The following is a 25,725-nucleotide window of genomic DNA, read 5'->3' as shown; positions in this document are numbered from 1 at the left end:
CCCCCTCTCATGACCATTACTCCGCAGCTTCGGCCTGTACCGGCTGGGCGCCCAGGAAGCGCTCGGCTTCAAGCGCTGCCATGCAGCCCATGCCGGCGGCGGTGATCGCCTGCCGGTAGATGTCGTCGGTCACGTCGCCGGCAGCGAAAACGCCCGATACGTCCGTGGCCGTGCTGTCGGGTGCGGTCCAGAGATAGCCGTTCGACTTGAGCTTCAGTTTGCCCTTGAACAATTCGACCGCAGGCGCATGGCCGATGGCGACGAAGACGCCGTCGATCGGCGTTTCGGTGATGGCTCCCGTCAGCGTGTCGCGCAGCTTCACGCCGCTGACAGACGGCGGCATCGGCGGCTTGGCGGGCGCGCCGGTGATTTCGGCAACCTCGGTGTTCCAGAGAACGCGGATATTATCCTTGGCGAACAGACGCTCCTGCAGGATCTTTTCGGAACGGAAGCTGTCGCGGCGGTGCACCACGGTCACGGACTTGGCGATGTGGGAGAGGTAAAGCGCCTCTTCCACGGCCGAATTGCCACCGCCGACCACGATGACGTCCTTGTTGCGATAGAAGAAGCCGTCACAGGTGGCGCAAGCCGAAACGCCGAAGCCCTGGAAATGCTGCTCGCTCTCGATACCGAGCCACTTGGCCTTGGCGCCGGTGGCGATGATGAGTGTATCGGCGGTCCATACCGCGCCGGAATCAGTGCGAGCGGTGAAGGGGCGGCGGGAAACGTCGACCTCGGTCACCAGATCGTTGACGATCTCGGCGCCGACATGGGTTGCCTGCTTCAGCATCTGCTCCATCAGCCACGGACCCTGGATAGGATCGCCGAAACCGGGATAGTTCTCCACGTCGGTCGTGATCATCAGCTGACCGCCCTGTTCCATGCCGGCGATGAGAACGGGCTTCAGCATGGCGCGGGCGGCATAGATCGCGGCCGTGTATCCGGCTGGGCCTGAGCCGATGATCAACACCTTTGTATGGCGGGCAGTCATGGGTAGTTCCTTTCAAAGCGGCCAGGGGAGGGGGCGATATAAGCTCGCGCGCCACTTCTTTGTAGCTTCATTTATGATTGATCCATGCATTTATTCAAGGTCAGCCTTGCAATACCAACAAGGCAATGCGCCGCATGGTAATTTTTGTTCTCAATGCAGCCAGATTCTTGCGTATTCCACGGGTTCGGCTAGAAAATGCCCATCTGCAAATCATGAAAGGCCATCCCCCGTGCTGAGAGCCGAGTTGGACGCAATCGATCTTCGAATCCTGCGCGAACTGCAACGGGACGGGAGGATGACCAATGTGGAGCTTTCCGAGAGGGTCGGCATTTCTGCGCCGCCCTGTCTCCGGCGCGTGCGCAAGCTCGAGGAGAGCGGCATCATCGAGGGCTATCACGCGATGTTGAGCGCGCCGAAGCTCGGGTTCGACCTCGTCGCCTTCTGCATGATTGGCCTGAAACACCAGTCGGAGGCCAATCTCAAGGCATTTGCCGCTGCCACCGAGGGATGGTCGATGGTACGCCAGGCATGGATGGTCAATGGCGACAGCGATTTCCTGCTGCACTGTGTTGCGGAAAACCTGACCCGCTTTCAGGACTTCGTGATCGAGGTGCTAACCGCCAACGAGCACGTCCATACCGTGCGGACCATGCTGACGATCCGTCAGGTCAAGAAGGTTCCCCTTCTGGAGATCTGAAGCCATCTGGCCGTTGCCGTACCAGGCATCGTGGAGCCAATCGACCTTGCCGATCCGGCGATACCATTTGTGTCCGCCACCGGCGAGGACTTCGCCCATTTTCGGTTGGCCGGCGAAAACCACCATTTTAGCGCTTTCCGGTGGAGCCGGGTCCCAGATGTAGCTGGCCAGATTGCGCGGAACGCAGGCGTTCTTGAAGCTCACACACCATTCGCGCGGCCAATATTGCAGATGGCCGTGGGCGGCGAGCTGGGCGCTCTGGAACTGCTGGGAAATCTCGTAATTCGCCATGGCCTTGGCAGGGTCCGCCAGATAGGCGTCGAGGATATAGCTATGGGCGCCGATCTCGTAGCGGAAGACAGAGCTGTTGCCGACCGAATGCAGGAAGCGGTCTCGGGCTGGGTTGATGCGGCGAAGCGGCTTGGCACGGAAGAGATCGTCGTCCCGGATGATGAGGAATGTCCCGGGATGCGTGAAGAACGGCTCGAGATCGGTCACGATGACCAGATCCAGGTCGAGAAATAGCGTGGTGCCCTGAAGGTCTGCGAGATCGCGGCGGAAGAGGGCAAGCTTGCGCCAGCGCCGGTCGCCGTGGCCTGCAGGCAGGTCCAGTTCCGGCAGGGGGAATGTCTCGATGCCTGCTTCCAGTCCTGTGACATCGTCGGTGAAACAGACGAAACGGTGCGGGCGGCGAAGATGGCGGGAGACGCCGCGTTTCAGGTTGTTAACGTATTCGGGGCCGTAGAGGGTTCCCCATTTCATGCAAACCACATTGACCGGAGGGGTGAGCGTGGTTTGCATATTCATCGTCGCTACGGGCCTTCCCTGACCGGTTGTCTCTCCGCTCGGTCTTCGTGACCCGAACGTTCGGCAAACTCTTTCAGGAAAAGGCTGTGCTGGTCGGTTCCCTCGGCGCGCTGGCGAAGAGCCTCCATCATGGCCGCGTCCGCATTGTTGCGATCGCCCCTGAGCAGGAAGACATTGTAGATGTACCTTATGACGGTCGTGCGAAGGTCGGCGTCCGGTTCCCAGTTTTTCAGAGCCTGAAAAGCGACTGCCAGTTCCTCGTCATTACCGGCGTGCAGCACGAGGCCGTCGATGTTGTAGGGCGCATTGCCGATGGTTATGACCTTCTTGCCGAGGAACAGGCTCTCGAGGCCGACGGTCGAATTCATCACGATGACGGCGTCGGCGCCTTCGATCAGGCCGCGTGTCTCGTTGTGATTGGCGAAATGGATGCGGCTGTGCGGCTTTACGTGGCCACGGATCGACAGCGGAAAACTGGGATGCTCCTTGATGACGAAGTGCACATCCGGCTGGCGGTCGGCGAGGCGGGTAATCACCTCGTAAAAATGCACCATGTCCCTGATCCAGGGAGAATGGGCGAGCACCTGCATGTCGCTCGGTACCTGGAACGGCACGAAGACGTAGGATGAGGGCAGGGCGGCGGTCTCTGAACCCTTTTGCTTGCTCTGGCGGCGCACGAGGTCTGCCGGCATTTCCTTGCCGACCCGGTCGTCCACCATGCGGTAGAAGGCGGGATCGCGAGGAAGGGTGCTGTCGTAGTTGATGCCCTTGCGGTCATACTGCAGCATCTTCGGGAAGAAGCCGAGTTCCATGACCAGCCGTTCGCGGCCAAGCGCCTTGCTGACCTCGAGCGTCAACGCATCCGGCATCAGGAAGCCGTTGAAGACCAGAGCCCTGGCTTCCGGGTGATCGTCGAAACAGAGCTTAAGCAGTGCGGCGGGGATACGGGCGCGGGGCAGGACCGCGGCCCTGTAAATGGCGGCGACCAGGGGATTGGAATAAAACCAGCCGAAACGGATGCGCCGGCGGATCAGGTTGCGCTCGACGACGGGCCTGAGATCGACAAATTCGTCACGACCGGCAATGGTTGCCAGAAGGCCTCCGAACCCCTTGCGGCGAACGAGTTCGCGGATCGTGTCGACAAGCTTCAGCGGAACCAGTTCAAGGCTACCGTCGGAGGCCTTGCGGATGCCGTTGAGATGCTTGCTGTGACCGATGAACTCCACCTTGGTCATGGGACCGTCTTGTCATGTCTGAGGAGGTGGTCATAAACCTTCTCCAGTCCACCCACCTCGTTTTCGAGGGCGAAATTGTCGAGTACGTGCTGGCGGCTGACGCGGTTCGCTTCCTCGGTTGCCGCGGGCGAGGAGAGATAAACGCGGATCGCGTCGCGTAGCGCCTCGTAGTTTCCGGCGGGCACGACCTTGCCCGTGACGTTCTCGACAATCATTTCCGCATACGCGCCAGCGTCGCTGGTCACGGCTGCGGTGCCCGATGCCATTGATTCGAGAGGCGTCAGGCCGAAGCCCTCGTTGCGGGAGGGAGCCACGTAAAGCGAAAGTCGGCGATACCAGGGCTTGATGTCATCGACTTCGCCAAGAAAGATGATGCGCGACGAAAGGCCGGCAGCGGCGATATCCGCCTTCAGCTTGTCGGCGAAACCCTGATGCTCGGGGGTGACGCGGCCACTGATGACGGCGGTCCAATCGGGAAATTCCGGCAGGAGTTCGATCATTGCGTGGACGAAGAGATCCGTGCCTTTCTGGTGGCGGACGCGACCAAAGCAGCCGACGAGATGGCGTCCCGGCAGTCCGGTTGCGGCGATGGTATCAGATGTTTCCTCACCGGGATGGAAAAGCTCGGTATCGACGCCATGGCGGATGACAGTATGCGGTACCTTGAGGAAGGAGCCGGAGCGGGCGCTGGTCGCGACGACGGCATCCATCTTCGAGATCAGCCAGCGGGTGTACCCGGTATGACGGCGTTGCGCAGCGGAGGTAAAGAGCAGCTTCAGAGGCATGCGCAGGACATCGCGCAGGAAGATGCCGAACAGCATCTCGTTGTTGCGCCGGGCATGCCAGATGCGAACGGGCGCGCCTTTCGGCGCGCGCCAGAGGGCAGGCAATTGCCGCCAGTGCATCTTGGGAAGATGATCGGGAAGGCCGGGCCCGAGGGTAACGATGCCGCGTCCGTGGCGGCGTTGCGCCGGCACGAGCTGGATCACGGTCGAGGTTACACCGGAGAGGCGCCGCTTGAAATGCGGCGCGATCACCGTGATGTCGGCAAGTGAAAGCAAGGGAGGCCTTCCGGTTCTGCGTCAGCCCCAGGCGACAGAGAGGATCTCGTAGGCTTTGGAACCGCCGGGAGCGACGACTTCGATGTTGTCGCCAGCCTCCTTACCGATGAGCGCACGGGCGATCGGCGAGGAAATCGAGATGCGGCCAGCCTTCACGTCGGCTTCCTGATCGCCGACGATCTGGTAGGTCTTTTCTTCCTCGGTATCTTCATCTACCAGCTTGACGGTCGCACCGAACTTGATCTTGGAGCCGGACATCTTGGAAAGGTCGATGACCTCGGCGCGGGCAATGAGATCTTCAAGCTCGCTGACGCGGCCCTCGTTATGGCTCTGGGCTTCCTTGGCGGCATGATATTCGGCGTTCTCGGAAAGGTCGCCATGGGCGCGCGCTTCTGCAATCGCGTCGATGATGCGCGGGCGCTCCTCCTGTTGACGCCAGCGCAGCTCCTCCTGCAGCTTGGCGTAACCGTTCTGCGTCATCGGGACCTTTTCAACCATTTCGTCTTCCTCAGCTTTCCATGTCCGCAAGGGCGGACACAAAAGAAAAACAGGCTCCGTAGCAAAGCTGCGGAACCATGTCTCAAATCAACGTTGAACAAAACTATAACAGATAAAAGACGGAAAGTTCCAGAGCTTTATGTTTGAGGGCAGGGCTTGACGGCGCCATGTCCATGTTTCGCATAGCGTGCAACGGAAGCCCTCAGCGCTCGATGCGATAGCGGAGCGGCAGGTTCCGGGGCTTGTAGCGACTGCCGTCCGGGGAGCTGTTGAGTCGCTCCTCCACCGATATGTGGACAAGAGCATCTTCAGAGATGAGGCGCGGGTCGGATTTCGGGAGATAGATGCCGCCGGCCTTGCCATTATGCCGCCAGGACGACGGCGGGACCTTGCGGGGAATGAATTCGACAAGACGCCAGGCGAGATTCATCGAATCGTGCGGTTCCGCCATCGCGTTCGGAGCGACGTAATCCTTCTCGGGATTCTTGCCGAGTACCACCTCGTTGACCGTGCGGGTAGAATAGTCGAGGCCCATCGCCTTCGTTTCCCGGATCATCCAGGCAAGCGGCAGCTTGATGAGTGCACTCTGCTTTTCCGGATAGCCGCCACCGATATCGCCATGAACTCCGGTGAACCAGACCTCCTTGACGTCCTGCGGTTGCATGGGGCGATCTGCCGGCGGCCGGAAGGGACCGCCCCAAAATGGTTGGTTGGCAGGCCACAGTTCCGGCCGGAACATTGTGCGCCGTTCATCGATGGCGACTGCGTGGCGGACATAGCGTACGCTAGGATTGCGGTCGGTGAAGGGGTGCGTCTTGAACTGGATGCCGACCTTGCCGGGCTCGATCACGGAGGCGACGGTGTCGAAAAGCCCCAGCAGTTCTATCGTGGGACGAATGCCTTTCAGCGTCCGTTCGTAGAGGCGCATGGTAGCGAAGGCCGATGGCGCTGGACTGCCCTCCGGCGCGGGCGTTGCGGGGGTATGCGTCTGGTGATCGGGTATGCCCTTGTAGGCGCGATAGGCATAGTCGACGAGATTGAGGTGTTCACGGCGGATCAGGCCAAGCGCGTGGATGAAGCCCGCCAGCACCCGGGCGGTATAGGCGCCCCGGCTGAAGCCGAAAATGAAGATGCGGTCGTCCTCGCCGATCTTCTTGCCGTCACTGTCACGCGGTGCTGCCTCGTAGTTCTCGACGATGAAGCGATAGGCCTGCTTGATGTTGGAATCCATGCCCCAGCCAGTGGCAAGCCCCCAGACCTCCACCGCCTTGCGCCATGCGCGTGACCAGGAATCATCTGCACCGAACGTCCCGACACCGGGATCGTAGTAGACGAGTTGCCGGTCGGTTCGCCTCAAGGTGCCGAACAGACGCAGGATATTGGTGCGGTCCGCCGCGATTTCGTTCGATGTGCCGTCGAAGAGAAGAACGATGTTCTTGCCCATGCCGCGCGTTCCCGACTGCTTTGGCGCGACGATAGCAGACTTGGTCTGGTGCTGCAATTTTCGGTTGCCGTCGAGCGTTTCTCTTCGCTTTCAGTGCGCCGGTGCGCTCTCCGTCACGGGGTTGAGGCTGTAGACCCGGCGGGCGACGATGGCGAGCAGGACGAGCGCCACTGTCGCGGCCGCACATGAGGCGGCAAAGCCGAGGGAGAAGCTGCTGCGGGCGAGATCCAGCCATGGAGGCGGCCCGCCGAGAGTGCGGGCGGCATCGACCGCTGCGGCGAGTGTAGAACGGCTCGCCTCCACCATGTCGGCCGGCAGACCGTCGAAGTCGGCGCCACTCATGGCGATGCGATAAATGACGCTGCCGAGACTGCCGAGCAGGGCTACGCCAAGCGCTCCGCCGAACTCGGCGCTGGTTTCCGAGATGGCCGAGGCGGCACCGGCGCGTTCCGGCGGCGCGGAGCCGACGATCAGCCCCGTTGTGGTCAGAATGACCGGGACGAAGCCCAGTGCAATCAGCGCGCTGGCACCGAGTACGCCGAACAGGCTTTCGTGATAGGCGGCAACGGCCATGACGGCGGCACCAAAGGCGTTGACCAGAAGGCCGATCAAAACCGTCTTCACCGATCCCAGGCGGTTGGTGATGTGATAGGCTTGCAGGGACATGACGGTGAAGACGAGGCCGGGCAGACCGGACCAGAGTGCGGCATGGAGCGGCGTCAGGCCGATCACCAGTTGCAGATACTGGTTCTGGAACAGGAAAATGCCGAAGACGAAGAAGACGCCTGAGAGGTTGACCAGCAGCGACGCCAGGAAGGCGGGTATCCTGAAGAGGGAAAGATCGATCAGCGGGTCGGCCAGACGGCGCTGACGCCGAACGAACAGAACTCCGAAAGCCAGCCCCGCAGCGACGGGAACGAGATAGATGGGATCCATCCCATCTGTCGCGATTTTCTTGAAGCCGTAGATGATCGGCAGGACGGTTGCGAGCGAAAGCCCGACGCTCGGCAGGTCCAGACGCCCGGCACCGTCGCCGCGATATTCCGGCAGAAGGAAAGGGGCGGCGATGATGAGCGCCAGCATGACGGGGACATTGATGAGGAAGACGGAGCCCCAGTGGAAATACTGGAGCAGGACGCCGCCGATCAGTGGGCCGATCAGACCGCCAAGGGCGAAGGCCGTGCCCCATACGCCAATCGCTCGGTTGCGCTCCTTCTCGTCAGAGAAAAGATTGACCACCAGCGATAATGTCGACGGAGCGATGGTCGCGCCGGCGATGCCAAGACAGGCCCGGGCGATAATCAGCATCTGGGCCGATGTCGAGGAGGCCGCGAAGACGGAGGCAACGCCGAAGGCGGCTGCACCGATCAAGAGGACCTTGCGCCGGCCGATGCGGTCGCCGAGCGTGCCCATGGTTACGAGGAAACCCGCGACCATGAAGCCGTAGATATCGTTGATCCAGAGAAGTTCGGCAGCCGAGGGATCGAGATCGGTGGTGATCGCCGGCATTGCCAGGAACAGCACGGACAGGTCCATGGAATAGATCAGGCAGGCAATGGAAAGGATATAGAGCCCGATCCATTCGCGCCGTCCCGCGATGGCGCCTATTGCTGTCCTGTCTTGCATGAGAAGTCCTCCTCGACCTGAGTCGCGGATGATCGCCTTCTCCGGGCTGATAGACAAATGTCAAATGATGATGGGTCGGGTGATTTTTTCACCCGACCCGTCGGATTTTCAGAAGTAGCTCTGCAGCGGGCGAACTTCCAGCTGGCCCTTTTTCAGGGCCTCGATGGCCTGTGCGGCGGCAAGCGCGCCGGCCATTGTCGTGTAGTACGGCACCTTCTGCATCAGGGCGGCGCGGCGCAGCGACTTGCTGTCGGAGACCGCCTTGTTGCCGTCAGTGGTGTTGAAGACAAGCTGGACTTGACGGTTGCGGATGGCGTCCTCGATATGCGGGCGTCCTTCCAGAACCTTGTTGATCTTTTCCGCCGTGATGCCCTTCTCCGCGAGGAAGCGAGCAGTTCCGCCGGTGGCGAGAACCTTGAAGCCGATGCTTGAAAGCAGGCTGATGGCCGGAAGCACGCGCTCCTTGTCCTCATCACGCACTGAAACGAAGACCGTTCCATCGCGTGGAAGTTCGACGCCTGCGCCGAGCTGCGCCTTGGCGAAGGCCAGGGCGTAATCGGTGTCGAGGCCGATGACTTCACCGGTCGAGCGCATTTCCGGGCCGAGCAGCGTGTCCACGCCCGGGAAACGGGCGAAGGGAAATACGGCTTCCTTGACGGCGATGTGCTTCAGCTTGCGCGGATCGGGCTTTTCCCCATAGGCGGAGATGGCAGCATCGAGCTTCTCGCCGGCCATGACGCGGGCGGCAATCTTGGCGATCGGTGCGCCGATAGTCTTGGCGACGAAAGGCACCGTGCGCGAGGCGCGCGGGTTGACTTCGAGGATGTAGATCACGCCGTCCTTGATGGCATACTGCACGTTCATCAGGCCGCCGACGTTAAGCGCCTTTGCCAGCGCCACGGTCTGGCGTTCAAGCGCGTCGACGATCTCGTTGGAAAGCGAGTGGACCGGCAGCGAGCAGGCCGAGTCGCCGGAATGAATACCGGCCTCTTCGATATGCTCCATGATGCCGCTGACGAAGACGTCCTTCCCGTCGCAGAGCGCATCGACGTCCACTTCGATAGCGTTGGTCAGGTAGCTGTCGAACAGGAGTGGATTCTTGCCGAGCAGGGTGTTGATCTGGCCGGTCTTGTCGTTCGGATAGCGCTGCTTGATGTCTTCCGGCACGAGTTCCGGAACCGTGTCGAGCAAGTAGGCCTGCAACATGCTCTCATTGTGAATGATCTGCATGGCACGGCCGCCGAGAACGTAGGACGGGCGAACGACCAGCGGGAAGCCGATTTCCGAGGCAACGAGGCGTGCCTGCTCGACCGAGTAGGCGATGCCGTTGTTCGGCTGGTTGAGGTCGAGCTTCATCAGAAGCTTCTGGAAGCGGTCGCGGTCTTCGGCGAGGTCGATCATATCGGGTGCGGTGCCGAGGATCGGGATGCCGTTCTTTTCCAGCGCTTCGGCGAGCTTCAGCGGCGTCTGGCCGCCGAACTGGACGATCACGCCCACCAGTTCGCCCTTTTCCTGTTCGGCGCGCATGATCTCGATCACGTCTTCGGCCGTCAGCGGCTCGAAATAGAGGCGGTCGGAGGTGTCGTAGTCGGTGGAAACCGTCTCCGGGTTGCAGTTGACCATGATCGCTTCATAGCCTGCATCCTTCAGCGCGAAGGCAGCATGGCAGCAGCAGTAGTCGAACTCGATGCCCTGGCCGATACGGTTCGGTCCGCCGCCAAGAATGACGACCTTCTTGCGGTCGGAAATCTGGGCTTCAGAGCGTGCGACGCCGACGAAGGGTGTCTCATAGGTCGAATACATGTAGGCGGTCGGCGAGGCGAACTCGGCGGCGCAAGTGTCGATGCGCTTGTAGACTGGACGCACGTTGAGCGCGTTGCGCAGTTCCGCCACTTCCTTCGGGCGCTTGTGCGTCAGGCTGGCGAGGCGCGCGTCGGAGAAGCCCATGGCCTTCAGCATGCGCAGGTTCTCGGCGTCTTCAGGCAGGCCGTGCTCGCGGATGCGGGCTTCGGTGTCGACGATGGCCTTGAATTGGGCGATGAACCACGGATCGATCTTGCAGCTCTCGTGCACTTCCGTCTCGGACATGCCAAGGCGCAGGGCCTGGGCTACCTGACGCAGGCGATCCGGCGTCGGCGTGCCGATGGCGGCGCGGATGGCATTGTGGTCGTCACCTTCGCCAAGGCCGGGGATCTCGATTTCGTCGAGGCCGGTCAGCCCGGTTTCGAGGCCGCGAAGGGCTTTCTGCAGCGATTCCGCGAAAGTGCGGCCGATAGCCATGACTTCACCGACCGACTTCATGGCGGTGGTCAGGACCGGCGAGGCACCGGGGAACTTTTCGAAGGCGAAACGCGGGATCTTGGTGACGACGTAGTCGATAGACGGTTCGAACGATGCCGGGGTGGCGCCGCCGGTGATGTCGTTCTCCAGCTCATCGAGTGTGTAGCCGATGGCGAGCTTGGCGGCGATCTTGGCGATTGGGAAGCCGGTCGCCTTGGAGGCCAGCGCCGACGAACGCGACACGCGCGGGTTCATTTCGATGACGACCAGGCGGCCGTCTTTCGGGTTGACAGCGAACTGTACGTTCGAGCCGCCGGTCTCGACGCCGATCTCGCGCAGAACCGCGATCGAGGCGTTGCGCATGATCTGGTATTCCTTGTCCGTCAGCGTCAGGGCTGGCGCGACAGTGATCGAATCGCCGGTGTGGACGCCCATCGGATCGATGTTCTCGATGGAGCAGATGATGATGCAGTTGTCCGCCCTGTCGCGGACCACTTCCATTTCATATTCCTTCCAGCCGAGAACGCTTTCCTCGACGAGGACTTCCGTGGTCGGCGAAGCGTCGAGGCCGTAGCCGACGATCTCGAAGAATTCCGAACGGTTATAGGCGATGCCGCCGCCGGTGCCGCCCATGGTGAAGGAGGGGCGGATGATGGCCGGAAGGCCAACGGTGTCGATGGCCTGGGCGGCGATCGCCATGGCGTGGCTAATATAGCGTTGCTTGCGGTCGGTCTCGCCGAGGTTCCACTGGTTTTCCAGCTCGTCGAGCGCCTTGTCGAGTTCTGCGCCGGACAGGCGGGCCTTTACCTCGTTGCGGGCGGCTTCGTGTTTCTTGCGGTCGGCGTCCTTGATCTCGGTGGCGTTGGCCAGCATAGAGCGCGGGGTCTCAAGGCCGATCTTCGCCATGGCCTCGCGGAAGAGGGCGCGGTCCTCTGCCTTGTCGATGGCTTCCGGCTTTGCGCCGATCATTTCGACATTGTAGCGGTCGAGAACGCCCATTCGCTTGAGGGACAGCGCGGTGTTGAGCGCCGTCTGGCCGCCCATGGTCGGCAGCAGGGCATCCGGGCGTTCCTTGGCGATGATCTTGGCGACGACTTCCGGGGTGATCGGTTCGACATAGGTGGCGTCGGCGAGGTTCGGATCGGTCATGATCGTCGCCGGGTTGGAGTTTACCAGAATGACCCGGTAGCCTTCTTCCTTCAGCGCCTTGCAGGCCTGCGTGCCGGAATAGTCGAATTCGCATGCCTGGCCGATGACAATCGGTCCAGCGCCGATGATGAGGATGGACTTGATATCTTGGCGCTTCGGCATGGGCTCATTTCCATTTTCAGGTTGCGCGAAAAACCGGCCAGGGTGAATTTTCACCGGCCGGGGCACAAACGAGGGTCTTTTCAGGCTAGAAGGGGCTTATAGGGAAAACTCTCGCGCAAACCAACCCCTTAAATGAAGTCGAATGCATGAAAGTTGGGGAGCGGCAAACAACGGCTTTTTGCAGCGGAAATTCATTCGGTTGTCACACTGGTTTGTCGTCGGGCGGATAGACCGGCGTTTCCCTTACTCAAAGGTTGTACCATGGCAGACGAACCAATCACGCCTGATGTCATTCCTTCCCATTTGCACCTCTTTTCCCGAACGTTGACGCAGCAACCTCTTCCGCATTTCGGAACGCGATACGATTCTTCCGGGCAGTTCCTGCCCGAGCCGGGAAACACCATCGTCTGCCATCTGTTGCCAGCATCGGAAAGCGAACAGGCGATTGTCGAAGCGCGGATGCGCTACCTCGACATGCCGGGGGCGAACCAACTTGCCTTTACGCCGGTTTTCAGCCTGCACATGACGCTTTTTCAGGGAATCATCGAATATCGCCGCAAGCTGCCGTTCTGGCCGGCCGATGTACCGCTGGATACGCCGATAGACGACATGACTGCGATTTTCATGGACCGGCTGGCGGCTTTTGCACCCGACGGTCCGTTCGAGATGGAAGTGGTCGAGGCAACACCGGCGGGGCTGACACTGGACGGGGTAACGGCGGATGACAGGGCCCGTCTGAAATCCTGGCGCAACCGTTTCTCCGATCTTCTCGGCTACCGGCACCCCGATCACGACCACTATTCCTTCCACATCACCTTCGCTTATCCGAAGGAACGCTTTGACGACGAAACGATTGCAGCCTGGGTTCCGTTTCTCGACGAGGTGGTTGAGGAGATCCGCGACCGTTCTCCGGCGATCGCGCTCAGGCCGCCGGCTTTCTGCGCCTTCGAGGACATGAACCACTTCGAGGAACTACTCGTTTTCGAGCCGTCCTGAGTGTCGGAAGGCGTTTCGACAGGTTTTGGCTGCATGTGTGACGATGACAGATGTCACAGTCGCCGGTTTCGCCAAAACTCAAGAACGCCGGGTTCCATTAAGTGTTCTTGAGTAAAGGGCGAGCTATGGTCGCCTCATGCGGTCATCATACGATCTCTCCCTTGTCCGGGCTTTCGTGGCGTCTCTATTGTCCGAGGTCGTAGAACATCTGCGCCGGGATACGTGGATTTATATCTGCATCGCCGGCTACAGCCTTGTGTGCGTTGCAATCCTGCTGATGACCGGGCATTGGGAGCAGTCTTCGCACGCCAATTATCTCGTGCAATGGCCTCTCCTGTTCCTGTACTTCTTTCCGATGATGGCGATTGCCGTGGATCTTGCTTACGCCATCATGAGATTCGGGCACGGAAGAACCCGAGCCTATCGGCATTTTTTCGGCCGGCGGCGGCTCTCGCGGATGCTGTCCGGCATGAGCCTGCTGATGGCACTGATGATATTTCAGGGCAGCTTCACCTCGCTGAAAAACATGTTGCCCATTCTCGCGGGCGGTTTTCAATACGATCGGCTGCATGCCGATATCGACCGGATCATCCACCTCGGAAATGATCCTTGGCTATTGCTTTACCGAATTGCCGATAATCAATGGATCCTTTCTGTCGCTGAGTGGAACTACAGTGTATTTTGGTTCTCGCTCTGCTTTGCCGGCCTCTTCTTCGTTGCAACCTCGCCGCGGGCGGATGCCATTCGTGGGCGCTATATGTTCATGTTCATGTTCGTATGGGTGGTTTGCGGCAATGTACTGGCTGGCTTGTTCCTGTCCGCCGGACCGATCTATTACGGAACGGTGACCGGTGACGAGGCGCGCTTCAGCGCACTGGCGGCGTTCCTGTCTGGTGGTCAGGCTTACGATTTCCAGCAATATCTCTGGACCCTTTATGAAAAGGGAGTGGCCGGCTTCGGTTCGGGTATCTCTGCTTTCCCGAGTGTACATGTCGGCCTGATCACCATGAATGCCCTTTTCCTCGCGGAGCGGGGGCGCTGGTGGGCAGCCGCGGGTGCCGCCTATGTTCTTCTGATTATGGCAAGTTCGGTGTATCTCGGTTGGCACTATGCGATTGACGGCTATGTTTCTGCAGTCTTGACCATTGTCGCTCACTGCATTCTCAAAGCCTTCTCGGCAAAAAGACGGGGTCGAGTTGGAAGCGTCGGGCTGGCTTCGCCTGTGCTTCACTCTTCCGGCTGAGACGGGGCAAGCTTACTTTCTACCTCGCCCGAAAGCTCTCCTGCCGCTTCGTTTGGAATGGCCGCAGGGAACAGTTTGCACTATAGATTGTTTCCAAGGGCGCACAGTGCCTGCTGGAGAGGACAAGCACCATGGAATGGAAGGGCCGACGTCAATCGGACAATATTGAAGACCGGCGGGGCACCTCGACCGGTCGTGGCGGCATGGGGCGCGATCCGTTCGGACGGTCTGGAATGCAGCTCCCCACGGGAGGTCGGCGCGGCGGCGGCATGAGCATCGGCACGATCATTTTTTTGATCGTCATCTATTTCGTGCTGAAGATGATGGGCATCGACATGCTGCAGCTTTTGGGCGACGGTTCTATGCAACAGCAGGGATCAGGCTATGAACAGTCAATCGGCGAGCGCCCGTCTCAGCCTGCCAGCGACGAGATGACGGCTTTCGTCCGTACCGTTCTTGCCGAGACCGAGGACACCTGGAACGGTATATTCAAGGCGGCCGGGAAGACCTATGAAGAACCGACACTGGTATTGTTCGCCGGCCGGACGGCTTCCGCCTGCGGAACCGCTTCCTCCGCCACTGGGCCGTTCTATTGCCCAGGCGACCGCAAGGTCTATCTCGATACGGACTTCTTCCGGGAACTCAATGACCGCTTCGGCGCTTCCGGCGATTTTGCCGAGGCCTATGTGGTCGCACATGAGGTCGGTCATCACGTTCAGAACCTCACCGGCATCCTGCCGAAGTTCAACCAGATGCGGCAGTCGATGAGCGAAGTCGAATCGAACCAGATGTCGGTGCGCGTCGAGCTTCAGGCGGATTGCTTTGCCGGGATCTGGGGCAAGTACACGCAGCAGAAGGGCTTGCTTGAGGCCGGCGATCTCGAAGAGGCGCTGAATGCGGCCAAGCAGATCGGCGACGATACGTTGCAGAAGCGCAGCCAGGGCTACGTCGTGCCCGACAGCTTCAACCACGGCACGTCCGCCCAGCGGATGAAGTGGTTCAAGCGCGGCTTTGACAGCGGCAAAGTGGACTCCTGCGACACCTTCTCCGGGCCGGTCTGATCCGCCCGCAGGTCGGCTTCCGTATGGATGAAATGAGAGACGGCCCGGTCGAAAACCGGGCCGTTTCCATATCTGGAGATCACTTCTCGCTGTCGAGATGCGCCATCTGCGCCTCGGCATAGCGGGTTCCGGCGGCGGCGTTCCTCGGTACGGCTTGTTCGATTTCGGCCAGATCCTCCGGCGTGAGCGAAAGATCCGCCGCACCAAGAGATTCCTGCAGGCGGTCGCGACGGCGGGCGCCGATGATCGGCACGATGTCTTCGCCCTGTGCCGCGACCCAGGCGATGGCGGCCTGGGCGGTCGTCATGCCTTTGGATGCGGCGACCTTGCCGAGTGCTTCCGCGAGCGCGAGGTTGTGGGTGGCGTTCTCTCCCTGAAAGCGCGGGGAATGGGCGCGAAAATCATTCCGGCCGATGCTGGACGGCTGCCAGTGGCCGCTGATGAGACCGCGAGAGAGCACGCCATAGGCGGTGATGCCGATGCCGAGTTCGCGGCAGGTCGGCAGGATGCTGTCCTCGATGCCGCGGGAAATCACCGAATATTCGATCTGCAAGTCAACGATGGGGTGGACGGCTGCGGCACGACGGATGGTGTCGGCGCCGACTTCCGAGAGACCGATATGTCGGACGAAGCCTGCCTTCACCATGTCGGCAATGGCGCCGATCGTATCTTCAACAGGTACGCTTGGGTCGAGGCGGGCAGGGCGGTAGATGTCGATGTAATCGACGCCGAGCCGTTGCAGCGTATAGGCAAGTGCTGTCTTGACGGCGACCGGGCGGGCGTCGAAGCCGATCCAGCCGGCGGCGGGATCACGCTGCGCACCGAACTTGACACTGAGCAGGACATCGTCGCGGGAGCGCCCCTTCAACGCTTCGGCGATCAGTATTTCATTGTGGCCCATGCCATAGAAATCGCCAGTGTCGAGCAGGTTCATGCCGGCGTCGAGGGCCGCGTGAATGGTGGCGATGCTCTCGGCTCTGTCGCTCTCGCCATACATGCCGGACATTCCCATGCAGCCGAGGCCGAAGCGGGAGACGGAGGGGCCGGTCCGGCCGAGTTTCACAGTCTGCATTGTCTGGTTCCTTTCGAAAATCCCCGGAGAGGATGTTGAGGATGTTGCCGAGGTCCTTTCTACTCCTCGACGTTTTGTGCGATAATCCGATGCAAACGAAACAGCCTGTTTGGAATTTTGTACAATGAGCAATCTGCCGCTCGCAGACCTCGATGCCTTCGCGACCATTGCGCGCCTGCGCAGCTTCCGTGCGGCGGGCAAGGTGCGTGGTGTCTCGGCCTCATCGATGAGCGAGGCCATGCGGCGGCTGGAAACGCAGCTCGGAGTGCGGCTGTTCAATCGCACAACCCGCAGCGTGACGCTGACCGATGCGGGCGAGCGGTTGCTCGAAAGGTTGACGCCGGGACTTGCGGAAATCGAGACGGCGCTCGATGCGATCAACAGCTTTCGCGATCGGCCCGCCGGGCGGTTGCGGCTCAATGTGCCGGGCATCGTCGCCCGCAACATCCTGCCTGATATCGCCACGCGGTTTCTCCAAGCCTATCCCGAGATTACCATGGAGATATCGGTTAACGACGCCTTCGTCGACGTGCTGGCGGAGGGGCATGACGCTGGTGTCCGCTACGAGGAAGCGTTGCATCAGGACATGATCGCCATACCGCTCGGGCCTCGGCACCAGAGCTATGTCGGGGCTGCGGCTCCGGCCTATATCGAGCGGCGGGGAATGCCCTCTCATCCGCGCGAACTGGTCCACCATGAGGCCGTCCTGCATCGCTTTGCCAGCGGTCGCACGATTTCATGGACCTTCGAACGCGATGGTGAGACCATCACGGTTCATCCCCAGCCGCGGATGATCGCCGAGTCCATTGATCTGGAGCTCGCGGCCGTGCGGGCCGGGCTCGGCATCATCTTCACTTTCGAGGAGTTTCTTCGCGACGACCTCGCGTCCGGAGCCTTGCTGCCGGTGCTGCCGGATTGGGAGCAGGCGTTTTCAGGACCTTTCCTTTATTACCCCAGTCGTCGCTACATGCCAGCCCCGCTGAAGGCCTTCGTGGATTTCTTGCGGCACGACCGGACGTCGGAAAATAGGTTTATCTGCAACCGATCAGTTAATGTGAAGCTTCCGTGAAATTTATTTCTCGATAACAGGCTTTCCTTGCTACCCCCTGACGTTTCCCCTATGCAAAGGTCGCGCGCCGCTCGCCAGTCATCTCTGGAAGCGGCTTTTTTCGTCTTGGGTGCCATCATGAATACGCATGCCTCTATCTCGTCCGCAAGGCCCGGTGCAGCAAGCTGGTGGTCGCATATACTCGCGACCCTGCAGCTCGGAATTCCCTTGATCGGCGCCCAACTTGCGCAGCTTGGCATTCATACGACGGATGTGGTGATCGTCGGCCAGCTGGGAGCACAGTCACTTGCCGCCATGGTTTTGGCCGGGCAGTTTTTCTTCACCATCTTCATTTTTGGTTCCGGCTTCTCCATCGCCGTCGTTCCGATGGTGGCGCAGGCCTATGGACGCGGAGACGTCGTATCCGTCTGCCGCTCGATCCGAATGGGCATGTGGGTGTCGATTGCCTACACATTGATGACGGCGCCGCTGTTCTTCCATGCGGAGACGATCCTGCTGGCGCTCGGACAGAAACCCGAGGTGGCGGCACTTGCCGCGCATTATGTGATGATCGTGCAGTTCGGCCTCTTGCCGGCGTTGCTTTTCGCGGTGTTGCGCGCACTTGTGAGCGCAACGGGCAGGGCGGGCATCATCCTCTATGTGACGCTGGCTGTTCTGGTGATGAATGCGGTGCTGGCCTATGCGCTGGTGCTTGGCCATTTCGGCCTGCCGGCTCTCGGCATGACGGGTGCTGCCATCGTTGCCGTCACTGTGCAGTGGGCGAGCTTCCTGTTCATGGTCGCCTACATCGAGACACGCGAGGAGACGCGCCGCTACGAACTTTTCGTTCGTTTCTGGCGACCGGATTGGCATGCGCTCTGGGATGTCGTGCATCTCGGCCTGCCGATCAGCGTGACTGTTCTGGCGGAAGTCAGCCTGTTTGCGGCGGCGTCGCTGCTGATGGGCAAGATTGGCACGGTCGAGTTGGCTGCCCACGGTATCGCTCTCCAGCTCACCTCGATCGCCTTCATGCTTCCGCTTGGCCTTTCACAGGCGGCAACCGTCCGGATCGGCCTTGCGCACGGACGCGGCAACTATCCCGACCTGATGCGGGCGGCCATCACGGTGCTCGGGATTGCCAGCCTGATATCGATTGCGGGCGGGGTGCTCTTTTACATGATGCCCCGCGAATTGAGCGGCGCCTTTATCAATGCCCATACCCCGGATGCTGCAGCTGTGCTCGATTTTGCCGTGCCGCTCGTGGTTATCGCCGGCATTTTCCAGTTGGTCGATGGTCTGCAGGCAATTGCGTCGGGCCTGTTGCGCGGGCTCAAGGATGCGCGTGTGCCGATGCTGCTGGCGCTGATCGCCTACTGGCCCGTCGGCTTCTTCCTGGCCTGGTTCATCGCCTTCCCGATGGGCTATGGCGGCATTGGCATCTGGATCGGCTTCCTGATCGGCCTCTTCACCGCTTCGGTGATGCTGTGCCTGCGGTTTTTCCAGAAGGTACGCTTCGAAATGAAAACGGCCCGGGGTTAACCGGGCCGCATCGCTGTCTCTAATCTGTGAGTCCGATCAACGCTCTGCCAGAGCCGGCTCGCCCTTTTTCTCGCGCACCATGTTGATGAAGCGGCGGAAGAGGTAGTGGCTGTCCTGAGGGCCGGGCGAGGCCTCGGGGTGGTGTTGCACAGAGAAGACCGGCTTGCCGGCAAGGCGCAGGCCGCAGTTGGAGCCGTCGAACAGGGAAACGTGAGTCTCCTCAACGCCTTCCGGCAGGCTGTTCTTGTCGACTGCGAAGCCGTGGTTCATCGAGACGATTTCCACCTTGTCGGTGGTGTAGTCCTTGACCGGATGGTTCGCGCCGTGGTGACCCTGGTGCATCTTGACGGTGGTGCCGCCGAGCGCGAGCGCCAGCATCTGGTGACCGAGGCAGATGCCGAAGACCGGCAGGCCGCTTTCCACCAGTTTGCGAATAACCGGCACGGCATATTCGCCGGTGGCGGCCGGGTCGCCCGGGCCGTTCGACAGGAAGATGCCATCGGGATTTAGGGCGAGAATGTCTTCAGCCGAAGTCTTGGCCGGGACGACAGTCACGCGGCAGTTGAGGCCGGTGAAGAGACGCAGGATGTTGCGTTTCACGCCGTAGTCGAGGCAGACGACGTGATACTTCACGTCCGCGGCGGGAAGCTCGCTGTAGCCTTCGTTCCAGACCCAGGGCTTTTCCTTCCATTCCGAGGACTGTCCGGAGGTTGCCTCGATGGCGAGGTCGAGACCGACGAGGCCGCTCCAGGCCTTGGCTTCCGCCTTCAGCGCATCGACGTCGAAAACGCCGTTCGGGTCATGGGCGATCACAGCGTTCGGTGCGCCGTGCTCGCGGATCCAGGCGGTCAGCGCGCGGGTGTCGATGCCGCTCAGCCCGATGATGCCGCGGGCCTTGAGCCAGGCATCGAGATGCTTGGCGGCGCGGTAGTTGGACGGGTCGGTGATATCGGCCTTGAAGATGACGCCGACCGCGCCGCGCCGGGCGGCGGGCGTCAGATCCTCGATGTCTTCCTCGTTGGTGCCGACATTGCCGATATGCGGGAAGGTGAAGGTGACGATCTGGCCGAGATAGGAGGGGTCGGTGAGGATTTCCTCATATCCGGTGAGCGCGGTGTTGAAGCAGACTTCTGCCTGGACCTTGCCGGTTGCGCCTATACCCTGTCCTTCGATGACTGTGCCGTCGGCGAGGACGAGGAGGGCGGTCGGCTTGCGGGTGCTCCATGGGGCTGTCGAGGTCATGTTCGTTCCTTGTCCGGCCAGAAGCCGCCGGTCCTTGAAGGAACGGGAGCCGATGGCCATTTATGTCGCAGATCGAGGACGCGCGAATACGCGCGCGTTCGGCCCTGATGACAATTTTCGTGCAGGTGCCGGAAAATAGACGGATCGATCCCGACGGTCAATTCTCTGCGCTGGATTAACTCCCATGTATTTCAATGGGTTGTGTAATTGATTTGCGCGAGCCCCCGGGACTGGCTATTGCTTCGGCGAAAATGACAAGGAAAAGCCACAATTGGTGAAGCCTGCAAGCCGGCTTTTCCGTGGAGAAGGAAGATGATGCGCGACAGACTCGCCGATTCCCTGAAGGAATCCCTCAAGGCCAAGGATACGCGCCGTACGTCCACCGTGCGGCTGATTCAGGCTGCAATCAAGGATCGCGATATCGCCAATCGCGGCGCGGGCAAGGATCCCGTCAGCGACGACGATATCATGCAGATCCTGACCAAGATGATCAAGCAGCGCGAGGAGTCGGCCAAGATCTATGCCGACAATGCGCGGCCCGAACTTGCCGAGCAGGAGCGTGAGGAAATCGCCATCATCAAGACCTTCATGCCGGAACAGCTTTCCGACGAGAAGGTGAAGGATGCCGCCGCCGCCGCCATTCAGGAAGTCGGCGCCCAGGGCCTTCGGGATATGGGCAAGTGCATCGCACTGCTCAAGGATCGCTATCCGGGGCAGATGGATTTCGCCAAGGCTTCCGGCGTGGTGAAGGACCTTCTGAAGTAAACGGCCCTTTACCGACCGGGAAAACATGGGCTCCGCCTTCGGGCGGAGCCTTTTGTTTTGGACGTCCGGATCGCAATCCAGCCTGTGAATAGCGGGTATGGCCGCAGACGCTGGTGGCGTTCCGCGAAATGCCGGCCTATATGAAAAAGGCTAGCCTGAGGACATGATGCGCTTTTCCAACGAGTTTCTTGACGAGATCCGCGACCGCGTGCCGATTTCGGCCGTGATCGGTCGTCGCGTGACCTGGGATCGCAAGAAGACCAATGTCCCGCGTGGCGACTATTGGGCCTGCTGCCCGTTCCATGGTGAGAAGAGCCCGAGCTTCCACTGCGAGGACCGCAAGGGCCGTTATCACTGCTTCGGTTGCGGCGTGACCGGCGACCATTTCCGCTTTCTGACCGATCTCGAAGGACTGAGCTTTCCCGAGGCCGTGGAGCAGGTGGCGGAGATGGCGGGCGTTCCCATGCCCAAGCCCGACATACAGGCCCAACAGCGCGAACGTGAGCGCACGACGCTGCTCGACGTGATGGAGCTTGCGACGCAGTTCTTTCAGGATCAGCTCCAGACCGCAAACGGTGCGAGGGCGCGTGCCTATTTGCGCGAGCGCGGACTGTCCGGGCGCACGATCGAGACCTTCCGGCTGGGATATGCACCGGAGAGCCGCAACGCGCTCAAGGAATACCTCGCTTCCAAAGGCGTGCCGAAGGAACAGATCGAGGCTTGCGGACTGGTTCGCCACGGACCCGACATCCCCGTCTCCTACGATTATTTCCGCGATCGTATCATGTTTCCGATCCTGTCCTCGCGGGACAGGGTAATCGCCTTCGGTGGCCGCGCCATGGCGCAGGACGCTATGGCGAAATACATGAACTCGCCGGAGACCGAACTCTTCCACAAGGGCAACGTCCTCTTCAATTTTTCTCGCGCGCGCCGTTCCCTTCAAGGGGCAGGCGGGGCCGACACGATCATTGCCGTGGAAGGCTATATGGACGTGATCGCGCTGCATCAGGCGGGTGTAGAGAACGCTGTCGCTCCGCTGGGGACGGCGCTGACCGAGAACCAGCTCGATCTGATGTGGAAGCTGACGCCGGTGCCGATGCTCTGCTTCGACGGCGATGGGGCCGGCCAGCGGGCGGCGTTCCGGGCCGTGGATCTTGCGCTTCCCCATCTGAAGCCCGGAAAGTCCGTGCGTTTCGCCATGCTGCCGGACGGCAAGGACCCTGACGATCTCGTGAAGCGGGACGGCCGCACGCCCTTCGACAAGGTGCTTTCGGAAGCGCGACCGCTCGCTGAGATGGTGTGGCTGCGCGAGTCGGGCGTCGGGCAATACGACACGCCGGAAAAGCGCGCCGAACTCGAGGCACGCATGAAGCAGGTGATTTCCGTGATCGCCGACGAAAACGTCAGGCGGCATTACCAGCAGGACGTTCGCGACCGGCTGAACGCCTTCTTTCAGGGAACGTCGAACAATCGCGGCGAAAGGCGTGGCGGGTTCGACGGCAATCGCGGCGGGCGCGGGCGTGACAATGGCCGGGGCGGCCGGCCTCCGGGCGGTTACTCTGCTATCGGCGGCGGGATTTCGGACCGTCTGGCGCGCTCCGGTCTCGTCAAGGGACATCAGGAGCAGCCGGCGCTCAGGGAGAGCGTGCTGGCGCTTACCATTGTCAATCATCCGCAGCTTCTGCAGGACGAGTATGACGAGATCGCCTCGATCGATTACGAAAATCGCGACTTGCAGAAGCTCTGGTCTTCGCTGCTCACGGCTGCCGCCGGCGCGGCATCGGAGCTGACGCGGGAAAGGCTGATCGCTCGGCTGGAAGAGCAGGGGCATGGGGCCGTGATCAAAAGCCTCGACCAGCAGATCCGCAATGCCCGCCTCTGGGTCGCAACCGAGATCGCCGCGCCGGAGGATGCGCGCGAGGCCTATCGTCAGGCGCATTCCCTGCACAAGCGGGCCAAGGCGCTGAGGCGTCAGCGGATGGAACTGGAGCGGGAAGTGGCGGAAGCGACCGAAGCCGAGGACGGCGACCGTATCGGCCAGCTTATCGGTGCGCTGCACCAGGTGCAGCAGGAGGTGACCCGGATGGAAAACCAGGAAGCGATCATCGATGGTTTCGGTGTCATGTCGGGACGGGTCAAGGGAGCGGCTACCGGGCACGGTGTCTAAGGGCTCGTTCGGCGCATAGGCGAACGAGCGATTCGTCCGCCGGTGCCGGTTTGATACGGAAGTTGGGGGAAGTGCCGTGCGTCAAGGGTTCGCAGCGCGTTGCAGGAGCCGGGGCATCGTTCTCGACAGGGGCTTGTGCAAACGGCGCTTGCCCCTTGTTTCGCGCGGCAACTGACCTACATCAGGGCCAATCGGCCACTATTATGCGGAACGGCTGGATTTCCCCGCTTTTCTTTGGGTTTTGATGTCGGAAGAGCTTGACGCCAGAGAAAATTGTGGGAATCACCATTTCAGGCATACAAGGGTGAAGTAGGTTCATGCGGAACTCTCGTACCATGACCGGTCATGCAGAAAAAACGGGGCTCGGCCCAATGGTCTCGACGCCCATAGTTAATCGGGAATTAAGCAACATTCCGTTAGGTCATTGACTGTATTGCAGCGGGCAGGGGCCGCGGGGGCAGCCTATCCGCCTTGCAGCGCGCGGCAAGATCAGACGTCAGGGAAAGCGACGAATTAGATGGCATCCAAAGTCAAAGAAAACGAAGAAGCAGACAACGAACGCGATGGCGCAACGGATGGTCCGCTTCTCGACCTTTCGGATGACGCGGTCAAAAAGATGATCAAAGCCGCCAAAAAGCGCGGCTACGTCACCATGGATGAGCTGAACTCTGTTCTGCCGTCGGAGGAAGTCACCTCCGAGCAGATCGAGGACACCATGGCCATGCTGTCGGATATGGGCATCAACGTCATCGAGGACGAGGAAGCCGAGGAGGCTACGGCCTCCGAAGACGGCGACGACAGCGATGACGGTGAGAGCGAAGGCGGCGAACTCGCCCCGACCGCCGGCACGGCGCTTGCGACCGCGAAGAAGAAAGAACCCACCGATCGTACCGACGATCCGGTGCGCATGTACCTGCGCGAAATGGGCTCTGTGGAGCTTCTGTCGCGTGAGGGCGAAATCGCTATCGCCAAGCGTATCGAGGCCGGTCGCGAGACGATGATCTCCGGTCTCTGTGAGAGCCCGCTGACGTTCCAGGCACTGATTATCTGGCGCGACGAACTCAACGAAGGCACCACGCTTCTGCGCGAGATCATCGATCTCGAAACGACCTATTCCGGTCCGGAGGCTAAGGCTGCTCCGCAGTTCCAGAGCCCGGAAAAGATCGAGGCTGACCGTAAGGCGGCCGAGGAGAAGGAAAAGGAACGCGCCAAGCGCCGTCCGCAGTCTGCCGGTTCCGATGATGACGACATCACTGCTATCGGCGGTGACGGAATGCCGCCGGAAGAAGAGGAAGAAGACGAGGACGAATCCAGCCTGTCGCTCGCCGCCATGGAAGCGGAACTGCGTCCGCAGGTCATGGAGACCCTCGACACCATCGCTGATACCTACAAGAAGCTGCGTAAGCTGCAGGACCAGCAGGTGGAAGCCCGTCTGGCCTGTGCCGGCACGCTGTCTTCCGGTCAGGAACGGCGTTACAAGGAACTGAAGGACCAGCTGATCACCGCGGTGAAGTCGCTGTCCCTCAACCAGAACCGTGTCGACAGCCTCGTTGAGCAGCTCTACGACATCTCCAAGCGTCTGATGCAGAACGAGGGCCGTCTGCTGCGCCTCGCTGAAAGCTATGGCGTCAAGCGCGAAGCCTTCCTCGAGCAGTATCAGGGTGCGGAACTCGATCCGAACTGGATGAAGTCCATCGGCAACCTTGCCGGCCGCGGCTGGAAAGAATTCGCCAAGGAAGAAAACCAGACGATCCGCGACATTCGCGGCGAGATCCAGAATCTGGCCACCGAAACCGGCATTTCTATCACCGAATTCCGCCGTATCGTTTCCATGGTTCAGAAGGGCGAACGCGAAGCCCGGATCGCCAAGAAGGAGATGGTGGAAGCCAACCTCCGTCTGGTTATCTCGATCGCCAAGAAGTACACGAACCGCGGCCTGCAGTTCCTCGACCTCATTCAGGAAGGCAATATCGGCCTGATGAAGGCGGTCGACAAGTTCGAATACCGCCGCGGTTACAAGTTCTCGACCTATGCGACATGGTGGATCAGGCAAGCGATCACCCGCTCGATCGCCGACCAGGCCCGCACGATCCGTATTCCGGTGCACATGATCGAGACGATTAACAAGATCGTTCGTACCTCGCGCCAGATGCTGCACGAGATTGGCCGCGAGCCGACGCCGGAAGAGCTGGCCGAAAAGCTCGCCATGCCGCTCGAAAAGGTCCGCAAGGTCCTGAAGATCGCCAAGGAGCCGATCTCTCTCGAAACCCCGGTGGGCGACGAAGAAGATTCACACCTCGGAGATTTCATCGAGGACAAGAACGCACTTCTTCCGATCGACGCCGCCATTCAGGCGAACCTGCGCGAGACCACGACCCGCGTTCTCGCCTCGCTGACGCCGCGCGAAGAACGCGTCCTGCGCATGCGCTTCGGCATCGGCATGAACACGGACCACACACTCGAAGAAGTCGGTCAGCAGTTCTCGGTTACCCGCGAACGTATCCGGCAGATCGAGGCGAAGGCTCTGCGCAAGCTCAAGCACCCGAGCCGCTCGCGCAAGCTGCGCTCGTTCCTCGACAGCTGATATGGCCTGAATTCAATAATAAAAACCCGGCAGCGATGCCGGGTTTTCTTTTTATTTT

Annotated in this window: 19 protein-coding genes; 9 read left to right on the top strand and 10 right to left on the bottom strand. The window is 60.8% G+C overall.

Annotation, left to right across the window (positions count from 1 at the left end):
• Positions 1 to 16 precede the first annotated feature (16 nt).
• Positions 17 to 991: a thioredoxin-disulfide reductase gene (trxB, locus tag H4I99_RS05945; protein ID WP_163900046.1), complete on the bottom strand. Its 975-nt coding sequence runs from the start codon at positions 989 to 991 to the stop codon at positions 17 to 19.
• A 229-nt stretch (positions 992 to 1,220) separates the two neighbouring features.
• Between trxB and H4I99_RS05940 the strand changes: the two genes are divergently transcribed.
• Positions 1,221 to 1,688, top strand: a complete 468-nt coding sequence (locus tag H4I99_RS05940) for an Lrp/AsnC family transcriptional regulator (protein ID WP_099058417.1) — start codon at positions 1,221 to 1,223, stop codon at positions 1,686 to 1,688.
• Here H4I99_RS05940 and H4I99_RS05935 read toward each other — a convergent pair.
• From H4I99_RS05935 to carB, 7 genes are all read right to left on the bottom strand, one after another.
• The gene (locus H4I99_RS05935; protein ID WP_244624924.1) at positions 1,605 to 2,450 is read right to left on the bottom strand and encodes a hypothetical protein; all 846 of its coding nucleotides are present in this window, start codon (positions 2,448 to 2,450) and stop codon (positions 1,605 to 1,607) included. The two genes, H4I99_RS05940 and H4I99_RS05935, sit on opposite strands and share 84 nt — an antisense overlap.
• A gap of 50 nt (positions 2,451 to 2,500) precedes the next feature.
• Positions 2,501 to 3,730 carry a capsular polysaccharide export protein, LipB/KpsS family gene (locus H4I99_RS05930; protein WP_163900044.1) on the bottom strand — a complete coding sequence of 410 codons (1,230 nt, stop codon included), beginning with the start codon at positions 3,728 to 3,730 and terminating at the stop codon, positions 2,501 to 2,503.
• On the bottom strand, positions 3,727 to 4,791 hold the full coding sequence (locus H4I99_RS05925; protein WP_163900041.1) for a glycosyltransferase family 4 protein: 1,065 nt from the start codon (positions 4,789 to 4,791) through the stop codon (positions 3,727 to 3,729). The genes H4I99_RS05930 and H4I99_RS05925 overlap by 4 nt, the downstream gene beginning before the upstream one ends.
• A gap of 21 nt (positions 4,792 to 4,812) precedes the next feature.
• The gene (gene greA, locus H4I99_RS05920; RefSeq protein ID WP_163900037.1) at positions 4,813 to 5,289 is read right to left on the bottom strand and encodes a transcription elongation factor GreA; all 477 of its coding nucleotides are present in this window, start codon (positions 5,287 to 5,289) and stop codon (positions 4,813 to 4,815) included.
• Positions 5,290 to 5,491: 202 nt separating this feature from the next.
• Positions 5,492 to 6,790 carry a T6SS phospholipase effector Tle1-like catalytic domain-containing protein gene (locus tag H4I99_RS05915; RefSeq protein ID WP_425314358.1) on the bottom strand — a complete coding sequence of 433 codons (1,299 nt, stop codon included), beginning with the start codon at positions 6,788 to 6,790 and terminating at the stop codon, positions 5,492 to 5,494.
• A 33-nt stretch (positions 6,791 to 6,823) separates the two neighbouring features.
• On the bottom strand, positions 6,824 to 8,359 hold the full coding sequence (locus tag H4I99_RS05910; RefSeq protein ID WP_163900033.1) for an MFS transporter: 1,536 nt from the start codon (positions 8,357 to 8,359) through the stop codon (positions 6,824 to 6,826).
• 108 nt (positions 8,360 to 8,467) lie between these two features.
• Positions 8,468 to 11,950, bottom strand: a complete 3,483-nt coding sequence (carB, locus tag H4I99_RS05905; protein WP_163900031.1) for a carbamoyl-phosphate synthase large subunit — start codon at positions 11,948 to 11,950, stop codon at positions 8,468 to 8,470.
• Positions 11,951 to 12,226: 276 nt separating this feature from the next.
• Here carB and H4I99_RS05900 point away from each other — a divergent pair, with 276 nt between their 5' ends.
• The 3 genes from H4I99_RS05900 to ypfJ all read left to right on the top strand — a co-directional run bounded on the left by H4I99_RS05900 (position 12,227) and on the right by ypfJ (position 15,250).
• Complete coding sequence (locus H4I99_RS05900) at positions 12,227 to 12,946, top strand: DUF1868 domain-containing protein (RefSeq protein ID WP_425314363.1); 720 nt, start codon at positions 12,227 to 12,229, stop codon at positions 12,944 to 12,946.
• A 187-nt stretch (positions 12,947 to 13,133) separates the two neighbouring features.
• Complete coding sequence (locus H4I99_RS05895) at positions 13,134 to 14,189, top strand: phosphatase PAP2 family protein (RefSeq protein ID WP_163900028.1); 1,056 nt, start codon at positions 13,134 to 13,136, stop codon at positions 14,187 to 14,189.
• A gap of 131 nt (positions 14,190 to 14,320) precedes the next feature.
• The gene (gene ypfJ, locus H4I99_RS05890) at positions 14,321 to 15,250 is read left to right on the top strand and encodes a KPN_02809 family neutral zinc metallopeptidase (RefSeq protein ID WP_163900026.1); all 930 of its coding nucleotides are present in this window, start codon (positions 14,321 to 14,323) and stop codon (positions 15,248 to 15,250) included.
• A gap of 79 nt (positions 15,251 to 15,329) precedes the next feature.
• Here the strand turns inward: ypfJ and H4I99_RS05885 are convergent, their stop codons facing one another.
• Positions 15,330 to 16,322, bottom strand: coding sequence for an aldo/keto reductase (locus tag H4I99_RS05885; protein WP_163900024.1), 993 nt, complete (start codon positions 16,320 to 16,322; stop codon positions 15,330 to 15,332).
• Positions 16,323 to 16,446: 124 nt separating this feature from the next.
• Between H4I99_RS05885 and H4I99_RS05880 the strand changes: the two genes are divergently transcribed.
• Together H4I99_RS05880 and H4I99_RS05875 are read left to right on the top strand one after the other, a co-directional pair.
• On the top strand, positions 16,447 to 17,391 hold the full coding sequence (locus H4I99_RS05880) for a LysR family transcriptional regulator (protein WP_163900022.1): 945 nt from the start codon (positions 16,447 to 16,449) through the stop codon (positions 17,389 to 17,391).
• Between the two features lie 117 nt (positions 17,392 to 17,508).
• Positions 17,509 to 18,909 carry an MATE family efflux transporter gene (locus H4I99_RS05875; RefSeq protein WP_163900020.1) on the top strand — a complete coding sequence of 467 codons (1,401 nt, stop codon included), beginning with the start codon at positions 17,509 to 17,511 and terminating at the stop codon, positions 18,907 to 18,909.
• Between the two features lie 36 nt (positions 18,910 to 18,945).
• On the opposite strand, the gene carA is transcribed toward H4I99_RS05875, so the two are convergent.
• The gene (gene carA / locus H4I99_RS05870; RefSeq protein WP_163900018.1) at positions 18,946 to 20,151 is read right to left on the bottom strand and encodes a glutamine-hydrolyzing carbamoyl-phosphate synthase small subunit; all 1,206 of its coding nucleotides are present in this window, start codon (positions 20,149 to 20,151) and stop codon (positions 18,946 to 18,948) included.
• A gap of 315 nt (positions 20,152 to 20,466) precedes the next feature.
• Between carA and H4I99_RS05865 the strand changes: the two genes are divergently transcribed.
• From H4I99_RS05865 to rpoD, 3 genes are all read left to right on the top strand, one after another.
• Entirely contained in the window at positions 20,467 to 20,916 is a 450-nt protein-coding gene (locus H4I99_RS05865; RefSeq protein WP_186663246.1) for a GatB/YqeY domain-containing protein, read from the top strand.
• A gap of 166 nt (positions 20,917 to 21,082) precedes the next feature.
• Positions 21,083 to 23,083 (top strand): DNA primase, encoded by a 2,001-nt coding sequence (gene dnaG / locus H4I99_RS05860; protein WP_163905753.1) that lies wholly within the window; start codon positions 21,083 to 21,085, stop codon positions 23,081 to 23,083.
• 517 nt (positions 23,084 to 23,600) lie between these two features.
• Positions 23,601 to 25,667: an RNA polymerase sigma factor RpoD gene (gene rpoD, locus H4I99_RS05855; protein WP_163900014.1), complete on the top strand. Its 2,067-nt coding sequence runs from the start codon at positions 23,601 to 23,603 to the stop codon at positions 25,665 to 25,667.
• The last annotated feature ends 58 nt before the right edge of the window (positions 25,668 to 25,725 follow it).

This window comes from Paenirhizobium daejeonense, from assembly GCF_014280875.1.
GTDB classification, from domain to species: domain Bacteria; phylum Pseudomonadota; class Alphaproteobacteria; order Rhizobiales; family Rhizobiaceae; genus Allorhizobium; species Allorhizobium daejeonense.
This window is presented reverse-complemented; position numbering and strand designations above follow the sequence as displayed.

Bases quoted from the DNA above. Each gene is read 5' to 3' on its own strand.
- ypfJ (WP_163900026.1), top strand. From the start codon at position 14,321: ATGGAATGGAAGGGCCGACGTCAATCGGACAATATTGAAGACCGGCGG.
- dnaG (WP_163905753.1), top strand. From the start codon at position 21,083: ATGCGCTTTTCCAACGAGTTTCTTGACGAGATCCGCGACCGCGTGCCG.
- greA (WP_163900037.1), bottom strand. From the start codon at position 5,289: ATGGTTGAAAAGGTCCCGATGACGCAGAACGGTTACGCCAAGCTGCAG.
- H4I99_RS05880 (WP_163900022.1), top strand. From the start codon at position 16,447: ATGAGCAATCTGCCGCTCGCAGACCTCGATGCCTTCGCGACCATTGCG.
- H4I99_RS05885 (WP_163900024.1), bottom strand. From the start codon at position 16,322: ATGCAGACTGTGAAACTCGGCCGGACCGGCCCCTCCGTCTCCCGCTTC.
- rpoD (WP_163900014.1), top strand. From the start codon at position 23,601: ATGGCATCCAAAGTCAAAGAAAACGAAGAAGCAGACAACGAACGCGAT.
- H4I99_RS05865 (WP_186663246.1), top strand. From the start codon at position 20,467: ATGCGCGACAGACTCGCCGATTCCCTGAAGGAATCCCTCAAGGCCAAG.
- H4I99_RS05935 (WP_244624924.1), bottom strand. From the start codon at position 2,450: ATGAAATGGGGAACCCTCTACGGCCCCGAATACGTTAACAACCTGAAA.
- carB (WP_163900031.1), bottom strand. From the start codon at position 11,950: ATGCCGAAGCGCCAAGATATCAAGTCCATCCTCATCATCGGCGCTGGA.
- H4I99_RS05910 (WP_163900033.1), bottom strand. From the start codon at position 8,359: ATGCAAGACAGGACAGCAATAGGCGCCATCGCGGGACGGCGCGAATGG.
- carA (WP_163900018.1), bottom strand. From the start codon at position 20,151: ATGACCTCGACAGCCCCATGGAGCACCCGCAAGCCGACCGCCCTCCTC.
- trxB (WP_163900046.1), bottom strand. From the start codon at position 991: ATGACTGCCCGCCATACAAAGGTGTTGATCATCGGCTCAGGCCCAGCC.
- H4I99_RS05875 (WP_163900020.1), top strand. From the start codon at position 17,509: ATGAATACGCATGCCTCTATCTCGTCCGCAAGGCCCGGTGCAGCAAGC.
- H4I99_RS05930 (WP_163900044.1), bottom strand. From the start codon at position 3,730: ATGACCAAGGTGGAGTTCATCGGTCACAGCAAGCATCTCAACGGCATC.